Source organism: Leptospira selangorensis (assembly GCF_004769405.1).
Taxonomy (GTDB): domain Bacteria; phylum Spirochaetota; class Leptospiria; order Leptospirales; family Leptospiraceae; genus Leptospira_B; species Leptospira_B selangorensis.
The window spans coordinates 23,305-40,756 of record NZ_RQES01000010.1; the positions used below are offsets into that span (position 1 = coordinate 23,305).

Here is a 17,452-nt window from a genome sequence, read left to right on the forward strand (position 1 = left end):
CCCTCTCACGCAGAGAAAGCTTTCCGGATCTCTTCGAAATTTTTGGAAAGGATCAGTTTTTCACGATCCTCTTTTACGTTGAGGGTTTTTGCGATCTGCGCCAGAGTTTTGATATGTTCTTGGAATTTGGATTTAGGAACGATTAGAAGAATAAAAATATGAACGGGAAGATGGTCGATTGCATCAAAATCGATTCCCTTTCGAGAAAGACCCATCACACATTTGAGTTCATCCACAAGATTGACCGAACAATGCGGGATCGCTACCCCACTGCCGATACCGGTAGACATGGACTTTTCTCGCGCCATGAGAGATTCGTACACGAGATCCCTATCGTCTCTAGCAATTAGCGTAGAGTCGACGGCCTTTTGGAGAAGTTGGTTAATCACTTCTTCCTTAGAAGAACCTTCTATTTCAAAAATTACAGTCTCTGGCTTAAGTAAAGCGAGGAGCTGGTTCATGCCTCTGTCCTATCTCCTAGGAAAATACGAATCAGGATGGATTCAATGAAAAAAAACGATGAGACCCACAGGAATGTAGGAACAAATGCCGGGGGAAGGAAAAAAATTGCCAACCCAAGAGGCGCCAAGCTCAAAAAAGAAAGAGGCAAAAGTGAGCCCGTATTTCTTCCCGGTAAATTTAGAAGTAAAATGAAGGAGAAAGTCCCGAGCCATACCGGACCTGAAACTGTTTCCCAACCTGGAATTTTGGCGATATGGATCCAAGTAGCAAGAAGGATAAAGAATCCTAAAGGCAGAAGAAGAGCCAAACTTCTTCTTAATAATAATGGAACAGCCAGAAGTATCCCAAACCCGCCGCATGCTTCCAAAGCAGAGTATCTAAATCCAGGCAATGTATTTTCCGTAAAAAAACCTGGAGTATAAATATCAGGATAAGAAGATCCTCTAAACACTAAAGAAGGTTCTGAAACCCAGCTATCTATTCCAGGTAAAAAGTAGAATATTAGAAAAAGCAAAAATTGCAATAGGGCCAATGGAAATCGGATCTTAAATCTCTGTTCTAAACCCCACCAAAGGCCAAGTCCAATCCCCAGAGCAAAAACTGCATGCAAAGCATATCTTGGATCTCTGGGAAGAAGAAGAGCAAAACTCAAAGTATGATTCACCCAATATAAGGGGTAGGACTTCCCACCGGTGAGAAGAAAGTAAGCGGCTGCTCCGAATAAAAGTCCGAAACCTGCAGGAATCATCGGATAATAAGATCCGCCCGAGCCTAAAACCAAAAGACCAATTGCCAAAATCGTAAAAAGAATATCGGGTAAAAGAAGGTCCTTTCTTCTGAAAAAACCGTTTTGGGTGGAGAGAACATAACTAAAAGCCATGATTCGCCTCCTTCCAAGTCCTGATCTTATTTCTTAAAGAAATGGTAGAAGGGCAAAGAAATGTACAGATCCCGCATTCCATACAAAGAGAAGAATTAAAATTGCCGAAGCTGGAAACTAAGGCCATTGGATTTGCTTGGGTAGGACAATTATAAGAACATTCTCCACATTCTACACACGGAAATTCTCTTCTCCCCGAATCATGTTTAGTCAAAAACACTAAGGAATAATTTTGTCTGATATCCCAATAGAATCCTTTTTTGATATCCCTAACCGGATTTTTTTCGTAAAAGGAATTTAGGGTAAAGTTAGAATATTTAGGACCGTATTCTTCGAATAAAAATTTCAAACTTTGTCCGTTTCGAATACGAACGGTAGAATCGGCCTTTCTAAGCCCTCCATTTTTCCCTAAAAAATAAAGAGCGATCTCTCTTTCTATAAAAGGAAAATCCGCAAATAAAGCTCTATAAAGATTATATAATGTTTCCGGGCCTAAGTATAAGATTTCTTTAATTTTAGAAAAAGATAATTTTTCGGTCTGAGAAACGAAATATTCAGGAATTCCCCAAGGATATGCATAATTTTTAACGGGAGACTTCAGACCGAAAATATAATCTCTGATCTGTGCTTCCGGAAAAAGAGATTTTAAAACTTCTAAAAAACGAGTATGACATTCTGAATTTTTTCTTAACTCAGGAAGATAATCCACATCTTGGGTTCTTGTAAACGGAGCTAAGATGATTAGAGACGTTTTCTGTCTGGATTTAAAATAAGATAAAAGAGAATGTTCCGGAAAATCCAGACTGACCAAACCAAGTCTATCCATTGGTTCGAGTGCTTCTTCTTTTTTAAGAGTTTTAGGTATCCAAGGTTTGGAACCGATGAAATTTCCGTCTTGAACGATACGGATTTTGGATCCTTCTTCACTATGTTCTAATGAAGCGATCCCGTTTACAGGAGAGAGAACTGAACCTGAGGATTGTTTGTAGAGAGGATCTCCTACACTTACCCGGACTGGAAAATCCTTAAGTAATAAGGCGTCTTTATCCGGGAAGAGGGTGTAGGGTTCGTCCAGGACCGTTTTGCGATTTCCCGTTTCTTTTACGGTCCTGGGTTGGAGGAGGAACGGTTTTGAGAACAATGCCCTTTTTAGTTAGGCGACTTCACCATGTAGATTTCATCTTTGATGGGAAGTTCTTTCTTCAAATTTTTGATATAAGGAAGGATTTCTCCCATTGGCTCGTAGAATTCGCAATCAGTCTGCATACGGCGAGCCACTGTGAAGTATTTGTATAACTTCTCTTCGCCGGAACGTTTGGACCATTTTTTCTTGGTACATTTGACCCGGAGGATGTATTTGTCCGCCTCGGATTCATACTGTCTGACGGTTACACAATGCAGGCAGTTGGCGCAATAGACTTTCTCACTCATCGGTTATCCTGTTTCCTGGGGTATTTGACAGATTTAGGCGAGGGCACAGGGAGTCAACCCGTTTCTCGCCTTTTGTATGGCGGAAGCTGTGTCAGGCTTCCTGAGGGATCTCTTCCTGAGCCGCGTTTCTTGCTTCTTTATATTTCCAGGTAAATTCTTGGAAAGATTTAAAAGCTACGAAGAAGAAACCGATCCCGTAGATCAATAGGAAGCCCACGATATAAGGACGTCCCACTAAGAAAGATAGCACAACGGAAAACACACAATAACAACCAAGTAAGAACTCAAGAACTACATGGAAGTCCAAAGGAACGGTATATTTCAGCCTTTCTTTTAGAGAGTCAGAGTTGTTTTCGATTCTCAATTTAGGAGTTCTTTTGAAGGAAGATTGGATCCCTAAAACAGCCTCGAGCCATGCTCTGGTGTTTACGATTGCGATCCCGGTTCCGATCATGATCAGGATTGGAAGATACACTAATCTCTTTTTCCAATCTTTGTATAATGTCTTCTGTGAATAAGCGTAAAAGAATAGCGGCCCAACTGATCCGATAGAAAGGATCGCTGCAGTTCCGGACAATACTTCTAATGGAAGATCGTAGAAGCTAAAACCTGACCAGTATTCCATTAATAATAATGGAGCGCTGAATAGAATATTCACGATCATAAGAGGGTGAACAGAATAATTGATCAAGTGGGTCACAGCCTCAGCCTTGGTTTTCCAAGGTAGATCCGCTTTCCAGATACGAGGAAGAAGTTTCACTGCAGTTTGGATGGAACCTTTGCACCAACGGAACTGTTGAGACTTGTATGCGGACATCATTGCAGGAATTTCTGCAGGACAAACCACATCTTTAAAATAACGGAACTTCCAACCTCTTAATTCTGCACGATAAGAAAGGTCGAAGTCTTCGGTAAGAGTATCATGCTCCCAACCGCCAGCATCTTCGATAGTTTTCTTTCTCCAAGTACCTGCAGTACCGTTGAAGTTCATCCAAAGTTTAGAACCGTTTCTTGCTACCTGCTCGATCATGAAGTGACCGTCGATACCGAAACTTTGAGCTTTGGTTAGAATATTATAATCTGCGTTGATATGTCCCCAACGTGCTTGCACCATTCCGATCTGAGGATCGTCAAAGTAAGCCATAGTTTTAAGAAGGAACTCAGGATCCGGCATGAAGTCCGCATCGAAAATAGCGATATAATCGCCTTTAGAAACTCTCATTCCTTCGTCCAAAGCGCCTGCCTTATGGCCAACACGATTGGTTCTATGAAGGTGATGGATATCGAAACCTTGAGCCTTGTATTTTGCGACTAAGGAAGCAGCTTTTTGGATAGTTTCGTCAGTAGAATCATCCAAAACTTGGATCTCTAATTTATCTTTAGGATATTTTAATGCAATTGTGGAGTCAATGAGACGATCAACAACGTAAAACTCATTAAAAATAGGGAGTTGAACGGTAACTACAGGAAGGCTTGGATCGTCCAGAGAAAGGTTTCTGCTCGGGTCTGTATCACAATTGGTGTTGTACTTTTTGTAAAGATACACCATGATATACGTGTGAATTCCAAAGAAAAATAATCCGAGGATATCTAGGGCGTAAATTCCCAAAAACAGAACAGTGACTACAGTGAGCATTTGGGACAAAAATTTTGGAAATACCTAAAAAGTCAATGGATTTTGCAGCGCAACATTCGAAGCCAAATTTTTCGCTCCCGAATTAAATCAGTTTCCATCCGGAAAAAATGGGCGTAAACCCTAAGGTCCGAACTCTGAAATCCGATATTCTAAATCGGATGGACCTTTAACCTCCCTGGTTAAAGCCAATCCACTGCGAATTTTCACTTTCTTGTAGAGGGGATGGACGAAACCGTCCCTTATTTTTTTGAAAACGCTTGTCTCAAGGACATAATCTACCTAATTTGCTCCCATGCGTTCGGCCATCCTAGGTTTAATTGCCGCATTTGCTTCCGTACTTTTAGCAATCTTATTGGAAGAAGCGCATTTTCTTTCCTTCCTCAAATTATCCGCACTTGTATTGATCCTGGGAGGAACCGCGGGAGCAACATTCGCAAGTTACACTCCGGAAGAATTCGCAAACCTGATCATTCACTTAAGAGAATCTCTTTTTCCTAAGAGAGAATTTTCGCTTTCAGACGTATTCTTGGACTTCGCGGAGAAGGCCCGCAAGAACGGACTATTATCCTTAGAAGACCAACTCGCAGGAGTGCCAGACGCGTTCTTAAGAAAAGGGATACAACTCATCGTAGACGGAACAGACCCAAGAGCTGTAGAAGAAATCCTCTTCGAAGCGGCAGAAGGTCTGGAGAATAAGGAAACACGCTCCGCAAAAATTTTAGAAACCGCCGGAGGATTTTCTCCTACAATCGGGATCATCGGAACAGTGATGGGACTCGTAAGTGTATTAGAAAATTTGGGAGCCGGAACAAGGGCTCTGGGCGAAGGGATCGCCACTGCATTCATCGCAACTTTCTATGGAATCGCTTTTGCAAACTTAGCTTATTTTCCATTGGCAAACAGACTTAGAACTTGGGCATTTTCCAGAGACAGAAGAAGACAGGCAATCATCCGAGGAATTATTTCTCTGCAAACTGGAGACAATAGAAGGATCCTTGTAGAGAGAATGGCGCCGTTTTTGTAGGAATTCCTACATTTGCAAATGGGCGCCCCCACCCTGGTTTGGGTGGTGGAGGAGGGCCCGTGGGAGAGCACTGGCCCGCTATATCATAAAATTCTAATTCCTTCAATCAAATTTTCACGCAGAATCTTGTAGGAGCTCCTACATTTTTAGATCAAATTAATCTATTACATTTTCTCACGATTCCCTTCTGACCATATTTTCTTTTCGCGAACCTCATCGATCAGATAAGGCTCCTTATACTTGCGAAGAGAGCCGAATTGAAACTTCCAGAACAAATCCAATCTTCTGGAATCGAAAATTTCTCCCCTTGTCAACAGGTTCAAAGAATCATAATATTCCTTAAGTTTAGGATCTTGGATCTTATTTTCTCCGGATTCCAAGGACTCAAAATATCCTAAAGGTAATTGTCTGACCTTATGGCCTACCCTACCCTTCCCTTGGATCCTAGAAAGAAGAGGATCTCCTAACGCAATTATATCGATGATATACTGATCCTGAAGAAAAAACCCGATTACGCCTGTATTATATTTAATGAATACTTTCTGATCAGTCGGAGGGAAAAACGGTTTTTTATTCGCCAGATTAGAAAGGATAGAACCATTTCTATCATGCCAAGAAAGACCTGTTCCAGGATAATACCAAAACTTCTCATCCGTAATTCCTACTTTATCTAAAACCCAAGGATTTTTGCTCACTTGCTGTTTAATAGAGTGAATAGGAGTGGAGAATAAAAGAATATTATAAAGAATTAAAGCAGATCCTAAGATATATATCTCTTTTTTCTCTATATTTTCCAGGCGAACCAATGCGATCCCAAAAAGAAAAATCACGTAAGTGAAAAATCTTCCGGCCATAAAGTCTCCGCCTACAAAGAGGATATACATTAAATATGGCAAAGAAAAGACCAAAGATATTAAAATAGGATTCGAATTCTTTCTCAAAACCGCTCGAACGATCACCACGATCGGAAGGAAGATACATACGATAGAATCCCATTTCAGTTCGAAAATATAATACTGTAATCCTTGCGAAAGTATCTGAACGAAAGAATCCTCTACGTTCGTTTTGGAATAGTATGTATTCGGCAAAAGAGAACCGTAATACAAAGCGGAAAATAGAAACCAAAGAATAGCAGGTAAGCTGCAAAGAACGATTTTAGAACTTAAAGAAAAAGTAATTCTTCTTCTCTTCCAATCTTGAAAAAAAACGATCAGAAGAGGAATTATAAAGATTAGAATAAAATCGATCCTGGAAACTAGAGCAAAACTGGCAAGAAGGACCAGGCCAGGCAATTTAGAATCGGTTCCTTCTTCTTTTTTAAAATATAAATAGAAGAAGATCACTTCTATTAGATAATTCAAAGAATTTTCCAAACCTGAATAGGTATAATCCACAAAAGATCTGGAAGATAAAAGAAAACACAAACCCAGCCAAAAGGAAACTTTTGAGACGGAGATCTTTCTTAAAAAATAGAATGCGGAAAGTCCCCAGACAAATGAACTAAAAAAAGACCAGAATACTATATTCTGATACATAAAATAAAAAGGGGAAAGCACCAGGATCAGAAGCGGATTTGTGAATGCCTGCACACGCTCCGCGATATTCCATCGTAAACCGAAACCGTTTACAAAATGATCTAATACCCTAAAACTAATAAATGAATCATCACTTAGCCAAGCGTTTTGGTAAGAGATATAAGAGAAGATAAAAAGAACTAAGGTCAGTTCGAAATAATTAGATCGAATGATCTTCTTCCAATCAAAACGATCCATTACAATGAGAAGCTATGCTTCCTTTCTGTCTCCCATTCTGGAAAGAATTTCTCTGATCTTATCTTCTGCGCCTTCAGGGGTTAAAACTAGAAGAACGTCTCCGTCTTCCATTTTGGTTTTACCGGTTGGAACCAAGTGTGAATCTCCCCTGTAAATCAAGGTAATCAAAGAGTTTTCCGGGAAATCCAATTCGTATACGAACTTACCTACCGATGCAGAACCGTACGGAACGATATACTCTAGAAGTTGAGTATCACTCTTGTCCTTGTTCTCGAATTCGAATGGATAAGAAGCTCTTTGTTCCAAAGCTGCCTCGAGTCCTAAAATTCGAACTGCAAATGGGATCGTAGATCCTTGCAATAACAAAGAAGTTAAGACCGTAAAGAAGACTATATGAAAGATCATCTCCGACTCTGGAAGTTGTTTTGCAAAAGGGAATGTAGCCAGAATAATCGGAGCAGCACCTCTTAATCCCACCCAAGAGACCAAAAGTTTTTCTCTCCAGTCCACATTAAATCCTGTCAGAGCTAAAAACACTGCGGCAGGTCTCGCAATCACTGTTAGGAAAACCGAAAACGCTATTCCTAACGCGGCGACGGAAGGAATTTTAGACGGGAATACGAGAAGTCCTAAGGTAAGGAACATCACGATCTGCATCAACCATGCAATCCCGTCCATAAAACGAACATTACTTCGTTTATGAACGAAGGATCTATTTCCTATGATAATCCCTGCGATATACACTGCCAAGAACGGGTTTCCACCGATCAAATCGGTTGCGGCATATACAAATAGAACGGAAGCGGAAAGTAATACAGGATACAAACCTTCGTAATCTAGTTTGATCCGGTTCATACCTCGGTAGATCCAATATCCTAAAAGTAGACCTAAGATAATTCCTAAACTGAATTGTTGGAAGATAGTCCAAGCTAAGGTGTCCCAAGAGGGAGAAGAAGTTCCTACAAAACCTAAAACGGAAGTGGTCAATAAAACTGCAAGAGGGTCGTTACTTCCAGACTCCAATTCTAAAAGAGAAGTGAGTCCCTTTCTCATACCTATATTGCTGGTTCTGAGAACGTTAAATACTGCTGCAGCGTCGGTGGATGATACGATCGCACCCAAAAGAAATCCGATAATAGGATCGAAACCCATTACAAAAATTGCAAACAGGGCCACGAAAACGCAGGTGAGAAGTACTCCCAGGGTCCCGAGAGAAATCCCTTTACCAAGTATAGGTTTTACCTTAACCCAGTCGGTCTCTAAACCTCCGGAGAATAAGATAAATGCTAATGCAATAGAACCGACCTTACGGGTCAGATCCGCGTCATTAAACCAGATCTTTAGAATGCCGTCGGAACCTGCCAACATTCCGATCGTTAAGAATATAAGTAGAGAAGGAATTCCAAATTTTGTGGAAACACGCAATAGGCCTATGCTAAGAATGATAAGGCTCGAGAGAGCTAAAATTTGAAACTCGAAGTTAAGAGCGTTCAATTCCACTACGATAGATTCTAATCCTTTGAAAATTATGCGATTTCTTTTTTTATCTGAAAAAAACTATTTTCAAAACAAAAATCAAAAACATTGGACCCATTAGACTACGTCAGAGTTCAGTTCGTACAATAAATCTTCCAGCTCTCTGGAGTCCGTGACTTCTACCAATCTATCTTCTCCGAATTCGTCTGCTTCTATCTTCACAGCAAAGTATCCGAAACTTTCTTCTCCCTTTAAAAACCCTACATCCAGATTGATGAAATCCGTTTCATCTTCAGAGGAAGGTATGAGTAAGAAATATTGGTGCTCGTCTAACTCTACTACTTCTCCCACGATAAAAGAATATGGATTTCCATCCTCATCCAATAAGTGCAGAAGCTCGTCGCCTAGCTCCTCATGCTCTGTGGATTCGGTTTCCTTATCGTAAGATTCCAGCATAGAGTCATTCCTCACTTTAAAGATCGGCCCAAAAAAGGATTCGGCTATGCCGTAAAAGGTGGACAAACCTGAAAATACGTCGTTTATAGGATGAAATTCCGTCATTTATGTATTCGAATCGCGTAATTTTCCCAATTTTTATTCTCTGCACTCTGCTCTCTTGGAATTGCGGAAGGACAGATTATGATTTTGGAGAAATTCGAGAAGGTAAACTAGACTCAAAAACTTGGGATCCGAATAAAACTATTCTTTCTCTTAGAGGAGAATGGGAATTGGTTCCGGGAAAATTTCTGGCTTCGGAACCTGAGCCGGAACAAATCCAAGATCGGATTTACGTATCCGTTCCTCAAATCTGGAATGAATTTGTAAAAGACGGTAAACTTCTATTTCCGAATGGAAAAGGTTTCGGAACCTATTCTCTTCAAATTCAACTTCCAGAAAATTGTCCTGAGTTGATGTTAAAAGTCCCGGATCTAGGAACATCATACTCAATTTACGCGGATGGAAAACTTTTAGAAACCGTAGGCAAGGTGGGAAAAACTCCCGAGACTTCGGTTCCATTCCTGCAAACTTCGATCGTCCTTCTTCCTCAAAATCTGAAAAGATTAGATTTCGAGATCTCCAATTTCGCACATATTAACGGAGGACTTTGGTTTACTCCAGAGATCGGGACACCTTCTCTTATATTAAAAAAATTGCATTCTAGCCAAGCTGTGGACATTGCAAGTTCCGCTGCGGTTTTGGTACTTGCGATCTATCAGATCATGGCTTTTATCAGAACGAGAGAAGAAAAAAGTCAAATTTACTTTGCACTATTTTCTTTAGCTTCCGTATTTAGATTTTTCCTAACTGGGAACAGATTATTCAATTATGTATTCCCTGAAGTTCCATGGGAGATCAGTTATAGATTAGAATACCTGAGCACGTACGTTCTATGTTCGGGGTTTTTGTCCTATTCTGCCACCGCATTCAAACAGGATTTCCATCCAAAAACAGAAAGGATCTCATTGATCGTAATGTTATTCTTTGCAATTCCTACTCTGGTATTGCCAGCCGAATATTATGCGAGATTACTCTTCCCTTTCCAATTTACGATCCTTATAGGTGGAGCTTATACTCTATTGGGTTGTGCAAGAGCGGTCATTCATGCAAGACCCGGCTCCAGATTTTTCTTAGTAGGGATCTCCTTCATAATCATCGCTGGCGCAAACGACATTCTATCGTCTAATTACGTATTAAATAATCATTATATATTAGCTCCGGCGATCTTTTTATTCATATTCTTCCATAGTTTAGGTTTTTCATTCTCCTTCTCCAGAGTTTTGAGAACTTCTATGGAAGCGGAGAAGGGACTACAGATCGCGAACCAAAACCTGAACGAACTAAAAACAGAACTGGAAAACAAGGTGGAATCCAGAACCGTTCAACTTACCGCTGCAAAAGAAAAAGCGGAATGGGAAGCAAAATATAGATATGACTTCCTGGCTATCATGAGCCACGAGATCCGCACTCCTTTAAACGGACTTTTGGGGACTTCTAATCTTCTTTGCGAAACTTTTTTAACCCAAGAACAAAAAGAATACGCGGAAATTATACAAGCATCCGGAGAGAACCTTCTCCACTTAGTGAACCAATTATTAGATCTTTCTAAAATAGAAAACCATCGTTTCGTGTTAGAGATCTTACCTTTCGACCCGTTCGCTGTTTTACAAAAAGCGGCAAGAGTGGTGAAAGCAAGAGCGGAAGAAAAAAGAGTTTTAGTAGATATATCTTATCCGGAACACCACCCGGGGATTTTTTTAGGAGACGAAGGAAGGATCCAACAAGTACTTCTAAATCTTCTGAGTAACGCGATCAAGTTTACAAGCTCCGGAGGAAAGGTTTGCCTTGGAGTTCGTTTTTATGGAGAAGATCTTTTCTCGCGGGTTTTAGAATTTTGGGTACAAGATGATGGAGTAGGTATCGCGGAAGAACAGGCATCGGTATTATTCGAACCATTCGTCCAAGCGGATTCATCCGTTGCTAGAAAATTCGGCGGAAGCGGATTGGGTTTAACTATCTCTAAAAAATTGGTGGAGCTTATGGGGGGAAGTATCCGGATCACAAGTTCTCCGGGAAAAGGATCCAAGTTTTCATTCTTACTTCCGTTTCCTCAAGAAGAACCGGAAAAACAAGAATTAGAAGAAGAGGCAGCTCCACCTATCGTTCTACCTCCGCTCAAAATTTTGCTCGTGGAAGACCAGGAATTTTCCAGAAGAGTTGCATTCGATATTCTAACTAAGCTCGGAATGAAAGTACATTCTTTAGGAATGGGTAAAGACGCAATCGTTCAATTAGACAGAGAGACCTACGAGATCATACTTTTAGATATCGATCTTCCTGATATTAGCGGCTTAGAAGTTTCCAAAAGAATTAAGGAATCTTTCGCCCATCCTCCGTATCTTGTGGCTTGGACTGCTCACGCTTTACCGGGCTCGGAAGAATTTTTCGAAAGTTCCGGATTCGATTCTTATCTCAAAAAACCTTCTCTCAAAAGGGATTGGATCCTATTTTTAGAAAGATATGTGCAGAGTAGACCAAAACCCTCAGACTAATCCATTCAAAATGCGCAATATACTCTTCTCAGTCTTTATCGTATTTATGTTGTTCGCATCTTCCAATTGTAATTCGGGGGGAAAACAGGATTGTGGAAGGGCCACACCAAGTGATAAAAAGACTGCAGAAATATTGCAGACTGCTTGTTTGGCGGATCAGAGTAATAAGGCAGTATGTGATCTATATCTTTTAGAAGCCGTATACCACACACATTGCTGGTAAGAAGATCAGAATTCTTCGAAAGGAAGTTTGTTCTTTTTGGAATTATTACAATCTTTGCAAGCAGGGACCAAATTCGCTTTGATGGACTTTCCACCTTTTGCCAAAGGAATCAAGTGATCCATGGTGAGTTCATCAGGTAGAAATTTTTTACCGCAGTAATGACAGATACCGTCCGCTTTTTTCTTTCTCCACCAAGGAGTTTTGCGTAATTCTTTAGCGATCTGTCTTTGCTTTTTGATCTCGGATTCGCTTACCCAAAGAAGCGGCTCTTCCGAATATTCTCCTGGTCCATTCATGATCTAAGAATATTGAATCCAATCAGAACCTGGACCGGACCAAGCCAAACGTAAGAAAGAAGATTTAGATTCACAACTAATTCCTTCTTTGATACCGGAAGCAGTGACTAAAACAGTATCTCCAGTTTTCAGATCCAGATCTTCTAATTTACATTCTCCACTTAGAACCATCAAAACATGGAACACAGGTTCGGATGAAAAAGAAGGAAGTGAAAATTTTTTAACGGAATCGATCTCTAAAATTTCCATTCTGAACTTATCATTTGCAGTTAGAACGGAACGATTGAATTCCAAAGAATCAATTTGTTTAGGACTCAATCTGTCCTTAGGATCCGCAGAAGAAAAATCCAAAACGTCCAATGCTTTTTTGAGATGTAACTCTCTTGGTCTTCCGTAATCATACACTCTATAAGTGGAATCAGAAGATTGTTGGACTTCCATCAGAAGGATCCCACCGCCGATTGCGTGAATTCTTCCCGGATTCAAAAGAAAAGAGTCTAGTTCTTTTACTTCTACTTCGTTTAAAATTTCTTCTACTCTATTCGTTTCTACGTATTCGGAAAATTCTTCTTTATTTGTTTGTTTAGAAAATCCGCAAACTAGTTTGGAACCTTTGTCCGCTTGCAAAACTGTCCAAGCTTCTTTTTTACCTGCACTTTCTGGATCAAACTTCTCCGCGTATGCGTCATCCGGATGCACTTGTACGGATAATTTTTCTTTAGCATCAATCAATTTGATCAATAAAGGAAAGCTCTGTCCCTTAAAAGGTTTTCCGAGTACTGCGTCTGAATCGGAAGTATATACTTCTCTAAAAGTTTTTCCGGAACATTCTCCGTTCGTAATTTTGGAAAGATCCGAACCGTAATCCGAAATCTCCCAGGATTCACCGATATCTCCCGAAGGAATAGAACGTCCCAATATGGTTTCTAATTTTCTACCGCCCCATACTTTTTCCTTATAGATGGGCTCGAATTTTAAAACCTTCTGCATATATGCCTATTTTTTTTGACCCTGAAAGAGTTCAATTTTAACTTTTAAGATCCGCTTCTTGAAATGAGTAAATACATCGGGGCGAAACCCAGATAAGTCCAAGGTATAAATCCTTCCCGGCACCAATGTACCTGGCTCGGGGCTCCATTTTAGGTATCTATAACTTTTATAACTACCCTTTCCTCCGCAAGAGGCGCAGTTCAGATCAGAACCCCTACATTCCGGGCAGATAGATCTGACTACCAAAGGAATAGCGGCGAATATTCTGCCCAATAACTCTTCCGGTTTGAGGCAGATACGAATATCGTGGTAGATGCCTGTGTATTTTTTGCGATCCCTACTTCTCATTCCGGCGCGAAGAAGGCCCCTTCTTGCAAATTCAACCGCTTGGGTAGCGAATAAGATCCTGGAAGGTGGGATCAGATGAATTCCATTTTTTGCATGTTCTTGTCTTTTACGGATCTTAAATTCTTGGTCGAAACGAGAACGTTCTTCGGGTTTAGAAAGTATCTGATAAGATTCCAAAACTTTTAAGAACACAGGTTTGGAACCTGTGAGCCTATTATCAGGATGAAAAATTTTGGCGAGTTCTCTATATCTATGTTTAATAGAATCGGGGCTGGCACCGAAGTTCAGGCCTAGAACGCGATAATGATCTGTCCAGACCGAACTCATGGTAAAATTTTAGACTCGAGAAATAGTTTAACGATTCGAATTATATTCTTGAAAGGAACCGCCACTTTCCAAACCGTCCAGCATGGTATCCACATCCTTCCTGTCTGCACGGATCGTTCCTTCCACATACTTGTCTATAGCCTGAACCACTTCCGCAAGATTATCACGATAAGAACGGACAAACTTGACTCTTTGGTTCGGATTCCGAATATTTCCGAGACTATACACCTCTTCTTTAGTTCCGGCATCCGTTTTTCTTTTTACAACTAAAACAATATTAGCAAGATCTGAGGCTACAACCTTCTCGTTCTTTAATTCTCCGATCTCATCATTGATCGGTCTGAGTTTAGTAACCAGTGATTTTCTAGTAATGAAGCGAACTCCATCCAGTTTTAAGGAACCTTCTCCCCCTGAAACTTTTAGATAAAACTTTTTATCTACCAAAAATCTGTCGCGAACTGGGAAATTAAAATTTTCCATCGCGGGAACAAACTGGAAATACTCATTATCAATAATTTTCTTCCTTCTATTAAGAAAAGGGAGCATATCCTCTATTCTTTTATGAAAGTCCTTGATATCTTTAGTCAGTCCTTCGATATCACGGACCTGCATCGGTTCGTAAGGAAGAATTTTGATCTGACCGTCCTTCTCAAAGTCTTGAGAAAATATTTCCCAACTGAATAAGCAGATCAAAAGAAGTAAGATAGACGGTTTCTTCATTCGTATGAGTCCGGACGATTCCTACATTTAGTGTCGTCCATTCCGGTAAAAAGCCCGGATTTTTCCTAAAAATTCGTTGAATTCCGGCCGGATTCTACGAAAAGGGAAGGGACGGATATGGAAATCAGCATTAGAAAATCCAGCGAAACAAATATAATCAGCCTCTCCGGGAGCCTGGACATCTATACGTCCATAGATCTCAAAAACTTTTTCGAACAGAACATTGATCGAAATAACAATAACGTTGTGATCAACCTGGAAAAGTTAAACTATATCGATTCCTCTGGGATCGGGATGCTGATTAAACAACTGAATTATGTCCAAGAATTGAGCGGAAAATTTTTCATCGCGAACATGAAACCTGCGATCGAAAAAGTTTTCAAAGTGGCAGGACTGACTTCTTATTTCCAAACTCTTTCAGAGTCAGAATTCACCAGCCAGTTTCCCTGATCTTCAAGGATATTCCGGGGCTGTGTAGGACAAAAACACGTCCCAAACTCCCCAAAACCTTCCTTTTTCCCCAGCTAGCGGCGTAAGATTCAAATTTAATCTACCTTCTCTCAACTCTGAGGGATCCACTGTGATGTACACTGGAGGAGTTCCTGCATAAATAGACTTTGAGTATAAGTTCGCATCCGGAAAGCGGATCGTTCTTTTTAAGATCCCGTTTGCGGAAATTCTCAGCTCCCTTTCCGGCAAAATCGCCGCATTTTCCGTCTTAGAGAATAGTGTGAGGTCAAAATAAACGTAGATAATGTCTTTTTTATTCGAATCTGCGATGAGTAGGATATCCAACCCTGTTTCAGATACCATTCTACATTGGTTGTCGAATAATCTGCCTGTCCCGGCACCGGGAGCAGGATCTTTTCTATCCGGAGCTAATTTCAGACCGTTATGATAGGCCCAAATGGAAAGTTCGGGGAAGGTTTTATAATCCTCGGAAATATAGTTTTCTCCCCCCATCGGTTTGGAGAAATTCTCAAAATTTTTCGTTTTCCGATTTTCCTGACTGATCGGACCCTGTCCGGCAGCGGCAAGAATTAAGAATAAGAGTATTGCAATTCGGCGCCAGTCCATCTTTTTAGAATATCGACCGTCCTTTGGAGAGAAACTTGAAAATTCTTAGAAGTCTGGAGAACTTAAAAAGCAACCTAAAGACTTCCACAGTCGTAACTTTGGGGAATTTTGACGGGATCCATCTGGGCCACCAGGCTCTTTTAGAAAGAACCAAGGAAATTTCCCTGGAAAAAGGTCTCCCTTCCTGCGTAGTCACATACCATCCCAACCCTGCTCTTGTTTTAGGAAAAGACAAAGACCTGGGAGGGATTACCACACAAGCAGATAAAGAAAATTTAATAGAATCTTACGGGATAGACTGGCTAGTCGTTGTCCCATTCACATTAGAATTCGCCCAAATCGAGGCGGAAACCTTCCTAAAAGAAATTTTAATCAACCAACTCGGAGCAAAATCGATTCTGATCGGATTCAATCATTGTTTCGGAAAAGGAAGAAGAGGAGATTACGAACTTCTCAAACAATATTCTTCCGAATACGGATACGATTTGGAAAAACTGGATCCTGTGTTCCTTGGCGCTACAAAACTTTCCAGCTCCTATATTCGATCCTTATTGAGAGAAGGTAAGGTAGAAGAAGCAGAAGAATGCCTCGGAAGGGAATTCTCCGTCACAGGAACAGTTGTACAAGGCCACCAAAGAGGAAGAACGATCGGATTCCCTACTGCGAATGTACAGGCTCTGCCTGAACTTATTCTTCCTGGTGTAGGAGTTTATGCGGGAAGAACGGAAATAGAAGGTAAAACCTATCCTTCTATGATCAATATCGGAAATAATCCTACATTCGGTGACCAAGCAGTCACTTTAGAAAGTCATATATTCGATTTTTCTGATGATATCTATGGGAAGAAGGTAAACGTAATTTTTACCAAAAAGATCAGAGAAGAGATCAAATTTCCAGGAGTAGACGCTCTGGTCTCTCAATTGAAAAAGGACGAGACTCTTTCTAGAAAGATCCTGCAAGAAAGATAGTCGCTTCCCTCCTGAAGCCCGCGAAAGCGGACTATTAGCTTTTCTTAAAATTTAAATCCGCCGAATATAGGAATTCCCTTTCTTCCTAAAAGGATACCTTCTAAATCCTTAGGGGGCGTATATCTTAGAATATTTGCAAATAGATGAGTGGGGATATGGTCTGCCCAATTCGGCACGGATTGGAAGAATGGGTCCCAAGATAAACCGTCTGAATCCTCCCCTTCTGCCAAAATGATCTCTTTTCCTGAAAATTCTTCGAACCATGACTTTAAAGAATGAAGTAAATTCGATTTATTTAAAATACTGACCCCTTTTGGAAAATCTAAAAGGTACTTTTGAGAGTATTTTGTCCGACAGGATTCGTTTGAACAGATGATATATCTGACTTCTTCCAAGAATGCAGCCCAATCTCTGAGTCTACCTCTGGATTTATACCAAGGAGTTTTGCTGGATACCCCACATTCCGGGCAAATACATACTGGAGTAAGAGTTACTCCTTTAAAGGAAAGTATAGGGGCCTCTTTAGAGGGATAGGATATTGATTCTTGGATCAAATAATCGGAGCTAGGTTCCATCGTTCCTACCGAATCCAGTCCACTCATTCGATTTTCCTCTTAGGCCGCGACGGAGCGTTAGTCGCGTCAATCCTATATACAATGTCGTCTAACGCAATCCATTTTCTTAATAAACAAATCCTGTTTCCTGGATTTTAATCTCCCTAAAAACCGTGGTTTTCCGGCCCAAAAAAGGTCCGTCGACAAGTCATTCGGGA

19 protein-coding genes are annotated in these 17,452 nt (G+C 40.6%); 5 read left to right on the forward strand and 14 right to left on the reverse strand.

Annotation, left to right across the window (positions count from 1 at the left end; all coding sequences use genetic code 11):
• Positions 1-5 precede the first annotated feature (5 nt).
• The 5 genes from EHO58_RS05720 to EHO58_RS05740 all read right to left on the reverse strand — a co-directional run bounded on the left by EHO58_RS05720 (position 6) and on the right by EHO58_RS05740 (position 4,409).
• Entirely contained in the window at positions 6-461 is a 456-nt protein-coding gene (locus EHO58_RS05720; RefSeq protein WP_100705620.1) for a PTS sugar transporter subunit IIA, read from the reverse strand.
• A complete protein-coding gene (locus tag EHO58_RS05725; RefSeq protein ID WP_135679203.1) occupies positions 458-1,342 on the reverse strand; it encodes a hypothetical protein in 885 nt (294 codons plus the stop codon). The genes EHO58_RS05720 and EHO58_RS05725 overlap by 4 nt, the downstream gene beginning before the upstream one ends.
• Positions 1,332-2,483, reverse strand: a complete 1,152-nt coding sequence (locus EHO58_RS05730; protein ID WP_135679206.1) for a 4Fe-4S dicluster domain-containing protein — start codon at positions 2,481-2,483, stop codon at positions 1,332-1,334. Before EHO58_RS05730 ends, EHO58_RS05725 begins: the two co-directional genes overlap by 11 nt.
• Before the next feature lie 8 nt (positions 2,484-2,491).
• Positions 2,492-2,773 (reverse strand): hypothetical protein, encoded by a 282-nt coding sequence (locus EHO58_RS05735; protein WP_010414765.1) that lies wholly within the window; start codon positions 2,771-2,773, stop codon positions 2,492-2,494.
• A gap of 91 nt (positions 2,774-2,864) precedes the next feature.
• Entirely contained in the window at positions 2,865-4,409 is a 1,545-nt protein-coding gene (locus EHO58_RS05740; protein ID WP_135628493.1) for a cellulose synthase family protein, read from the reverse strand.
• 292 nt (positions 4,410-4,701) lie between these two features.
• On the opposite strand from EHO58_RS05740, the gene EHO58_RS05745 reads away from it, so the two are divergent.
• Complete coding sequence (locus EHO58_RS05745) at positions 4,702-5,433, forward strand: motility protein A (RefSeq protein WP_100721844.1); 732 nt, start codon at positions 4,702-4,704, stop codon at positions 5,431-5,433.
• A 164-nt stretch (positions 5,434-5,597) separates the two neighbouring features.
• On the opposite strand, the gene EHO58_RS05750 is transcribed toward EHO58_RS05745, so the two are convergent.
• From EHO58_RS05750 to EHO58_RS05760, 3 genes are all read right to left on the reverse strand, one after another.
• Positions 5,598-7,205 carry a hypothetical protein gene (locus EHO58_RS05750; protein ID WP_135679209.1) on the reverse strand — a complete coding sequence of 536 codons (1,608 nt, stop codon included), beginning with the start codon at positions 7,203-7,205 and terminating at the stop codon, positions 5,598-5,600.
• 12 nt (positions 7,206-7,217) lie between these two features.
• Positions 7,218-8,705: a potassium/proton antiporter gene (locus tag EHO58_RS05755; RefSeq protein WP_244241082.1), complete on the reverse strand. Its 1,488-nt coding sequence runs from the start codon at positions 8,703-8,705 to the stop codon at positions 7,218-7,220.
• A gap of 93 nt (positions 8,706-8,798) precedes the next feature.
• The gene (locus EHO58_RS05760; RefSeq protein ID WP_100709161.1) at positions 8,799-9,137 is read right to left on the reverse strand and encodes a DUF1292 domain-containing protein; all 339 of its coding nucleotides are present in this window, start codon (positions 9,135-9,137) and stop codon (positions 8,799-8,801) included.
• Between the two features lie 107 nt (positions 9,138-9,244).
• Here EHO58_RS05760 and EHO58_RS05765 point away from each other — a divergent pair, with 107 nt between their 5' ends.
• On the forward strand, positions 9,245-11,731 hold the full coding sequence (locus tag EHO58_RS05765) for an ATP-binding protein (protein WP_135679214.1): 2,487 nt from the start codon (positions 9,245-9,247) through the stop codon (positions 11,729-11,731).
• Positions 11,732-11,741: 10 nt separating this feature from the next.
• Entirely contained in the window at positions 11,742-11,954 is a 213-nt protein-coding gene (locus EHO58_RS05770; protein ID WP_135679217.1) for a hypothetical protein, read from the forward strand.
• Positions 11,955-11,959: 5 nt separating this feature from the next.
• Here the strand turns inward: EHO58_RS05770 and EHO58_RS05775 are convergent, their stop codons facing one another.
• The 4 genes from EHO58_RS05775 to EHO58_RS05790 are packed head-to-tail and all read right to left on the reverse strand — an operon-like array spanning position 11,960 to position 14,635.
• Positions 11,960-12,250 carry an HNH endonuclease gene (locus EHO58_RS05775; RefSeq protein WP_135679219.1) on the reverse strand — a complete coding sequence of 97 codons (291 nt, stop codon included), beginning with the start codon at positions 12,248-12,250 and terminating at the stop codon, positions 11,960-11,962.
• Positions 12,251-12,253: 3 nt separating this feature from the next.
• The gene (locus tag EHO58_RS05780) at positions 12,254-13,240 is read right to left on the reverse strand and encodes a type I phosphomannose isomerase catalytic subunit (RefSeq protein WP_135628422.1); all 987 of its coding nucleotides are present in this window, start codon (positions 13,238-13,240) and stop codon (positions 12,254-12,256) included.
• Between the two features lie 6 nt (positions 13,241-13,246).
• Positions 13,247-13,915, reverse strand: a complete 669-nt coding sequence (locus EHO58_RS05785) for a J domain-containing protein (protein ID WP_135628421.1) — start codon at positions 13,913-13,915, stop codon at positions 13,247-13,249.
• Between the two features lie 27 nt (positions 13,916-13,942).
• Positions 13,943-14,635: an LIC_12936 family protein gene (locus EHO58_RS05790; RefSeq protein ID WP_135679221.1), complete on the reverse strand. Its 693-nt coding sequence runs from the start codon at positions 14,633-14,635 to the stop codon at positions 13,943-13,945.
• Between the two features lie 117 nt (positions 14,636-14,752).
• Between EHO58_RS05790 and EHO58_RS05795 the strand changes: the two genes are divergently transcribed.
• Entirely contained in the window at positions 14,753-15,085 is a 333-nt protein-coding gene (locus EHO58_RS05795; protein ID WP_008595407.1) for an STAS domain-containing protein, read from the forward strand.
• A gap of 3 nt (positions 15,086-15,088) precedes the next feature.
• On the opposite strand, the gene EHO58_RS05800 is transcribed toward EHO58_RS05795, so the two are convergent.
• Positions 15,089-15,712 carry an LIC10729 family protein gene (locus EHO58_RS05800; protein ID WP_135679224.1) on the reverse strand — a complete coding sequence of 208 codons (624 nt, stop codon included), beginning with the start codon at positions 15,710-15,712 and terminating at the stop codon, positions 15,089-15,091.
• 35 nt (positions 15,713-15,747) lie between these two features.
• On the opposite strand from EHO58_RS05800, the gene EHO58_RS05805 reads away from it, so the two are divergent.
• Entirely contained in the window at positions 15,748-16,680 is a 933-nt protein-coding gene (locus tag EHO58_RS05805; RefSeq protein ID WP_135628418.1) for a bifunctional riboflavin kinase/FAD synthetase, read from the forward strand.
• Between the two features lie 44 nt (positions 16,681-16,724).
• Here EHO58_RS05805 and EHO58_RS05810 read toward each other — a convergent pair whose 3' ends face one another.
• A complete protein-coding gene (locus EHO58_RS05810; RefSeq protein WP_135628417.1) occupies positions 16,725-17,282 on the reverse strand; it encodes a hypothetical protein in 558 nt (185 codons plus the stop codon).
• Positions 17,283-17,452: the final 170 nt, after the last annotated feature.

What these genes read in the sequence shown, in the direction of transcription:
- EHO58_RS05765 (WP_135679214.1), top strand. Translation starts at nt 9,245, where the DNA reads ATGTATTCGAATCGCGTAATTTTCCCAATTTTTATTCTCTGCACTCTG.
- EHO58_RS05745 (WP_100721844.1), top strand. Translation starts at nt 4,702, where the DNA reads ATGCGTTCGGCCATCCTAGGTTTAATTGCCGCATTTGCTTCCGTACTT.
- EHO58_RS05780 (WP_135628422.1), bottom strand. Translation starts at nt 13,240, where the DNA reads ATGCAGAAGGTTTTAAAATTCGAGCCCATCTATAAGGAAAAAGTATGG.
- EHO58_RS05790 (WP_135679221.1), bottom strand. Translation starts at nt 14,635, where the DNA reads ATGAAGAAACCGTCTATCTTACTTCTTTTGATCTGCTTATTCAGTTGG.
- EHO58_RS05725 (WP_135679203.1), bottom strand. Translation starts at nt 1,342, where the DNA reads ATGGCTTTTAGTTATGTTCTCTCCACCCAAAACGGTTTTTTCAGAAGA.
- EHO58_RS05760 (WP_100709161.1), bottom strand. Translation starts at nt 9,137, where the DNA reads ATGCTGGAATCTTACGATAAGGAAACCGAATCCACAGAGCATGAGGAG.
- EHO58_RS05810 (WP_135628417.1), bottom strand. Translation starts at nt 17,282, where the DNA reads ATGAGTGGACTGGATTCGGTAGGAACGATGGAACCTAGCTCCGATTAT.
- EHO58_RS05720 (WP_100705620.1), bottom strand. Translation starts at nt 461, where the DNA reads ATGAACCAGCTCCTCGCTTTACTTAAGCCAGAGACTGTAATTTTTGAA.
- EHO58_RS05740 (WP_135628493.1), bottom strand. Translation starts at nt 4,409, where the DNA reads ATGCTCACTGTAGTCACTGTTCTGTTTTTGGGAATTTACGCCCTAGAT.
- EHO58_RS05750 (WP_135679209.1), bottom strand. Translation starts at nt 7,205, where the DNA reads ATGGATCGTTTTGATTGGAAGAAGATCATTCGATCTAATTATTTCGAA.
- EHO58_RS05795 (WP_008595407.1), top strand. Translation starts at nt 14,753, where the DNA reads ATGGAAATCAGCATTAGAAAATCCAGCGAAACAAATATAATCAGCCTC.
- EHO58_RS05735 (WP_010414765.1), bottom strand. Translation starts at nt 2,773, where the DNA reads ATGAGTGAGAAAGTCTATTGCGCCAACTGCCTGCATTGTGTAACCGTC.
- EHO58_RS05785 (WP_135628421.1), bottom strand. Translation starts at nt 13,915, where the DNA reads ATGAGTTCGGTCTGGACAGATCATTATCGCGTTCTAGGCCTGAACTTC.
- EHO58_RS05775 (WP_135679219.1), bottom strand. Translation starts at nt 12,250, where the DNA reads ATGAATGGACCAGGAGAATATTCGGAAGAGCCGCTTCTTTGGGTAAGC.
- EHO58_RS05770 (WP_135679217.1), top strand. Translation starts at nt 11,742, where the DNA reads ATGCGCAATATACTCTTCTCAGTCTTTATCGTATTTATGTTGTTCGCA.
- EHO58_RS05800 (WP_135679224.1), bottom strand. Translation starts at nt 15,712, where the DNA reads ATGGACTGGCGCCGAATTGCAATACTCTTATTCTTAATTCTTGCCGCT.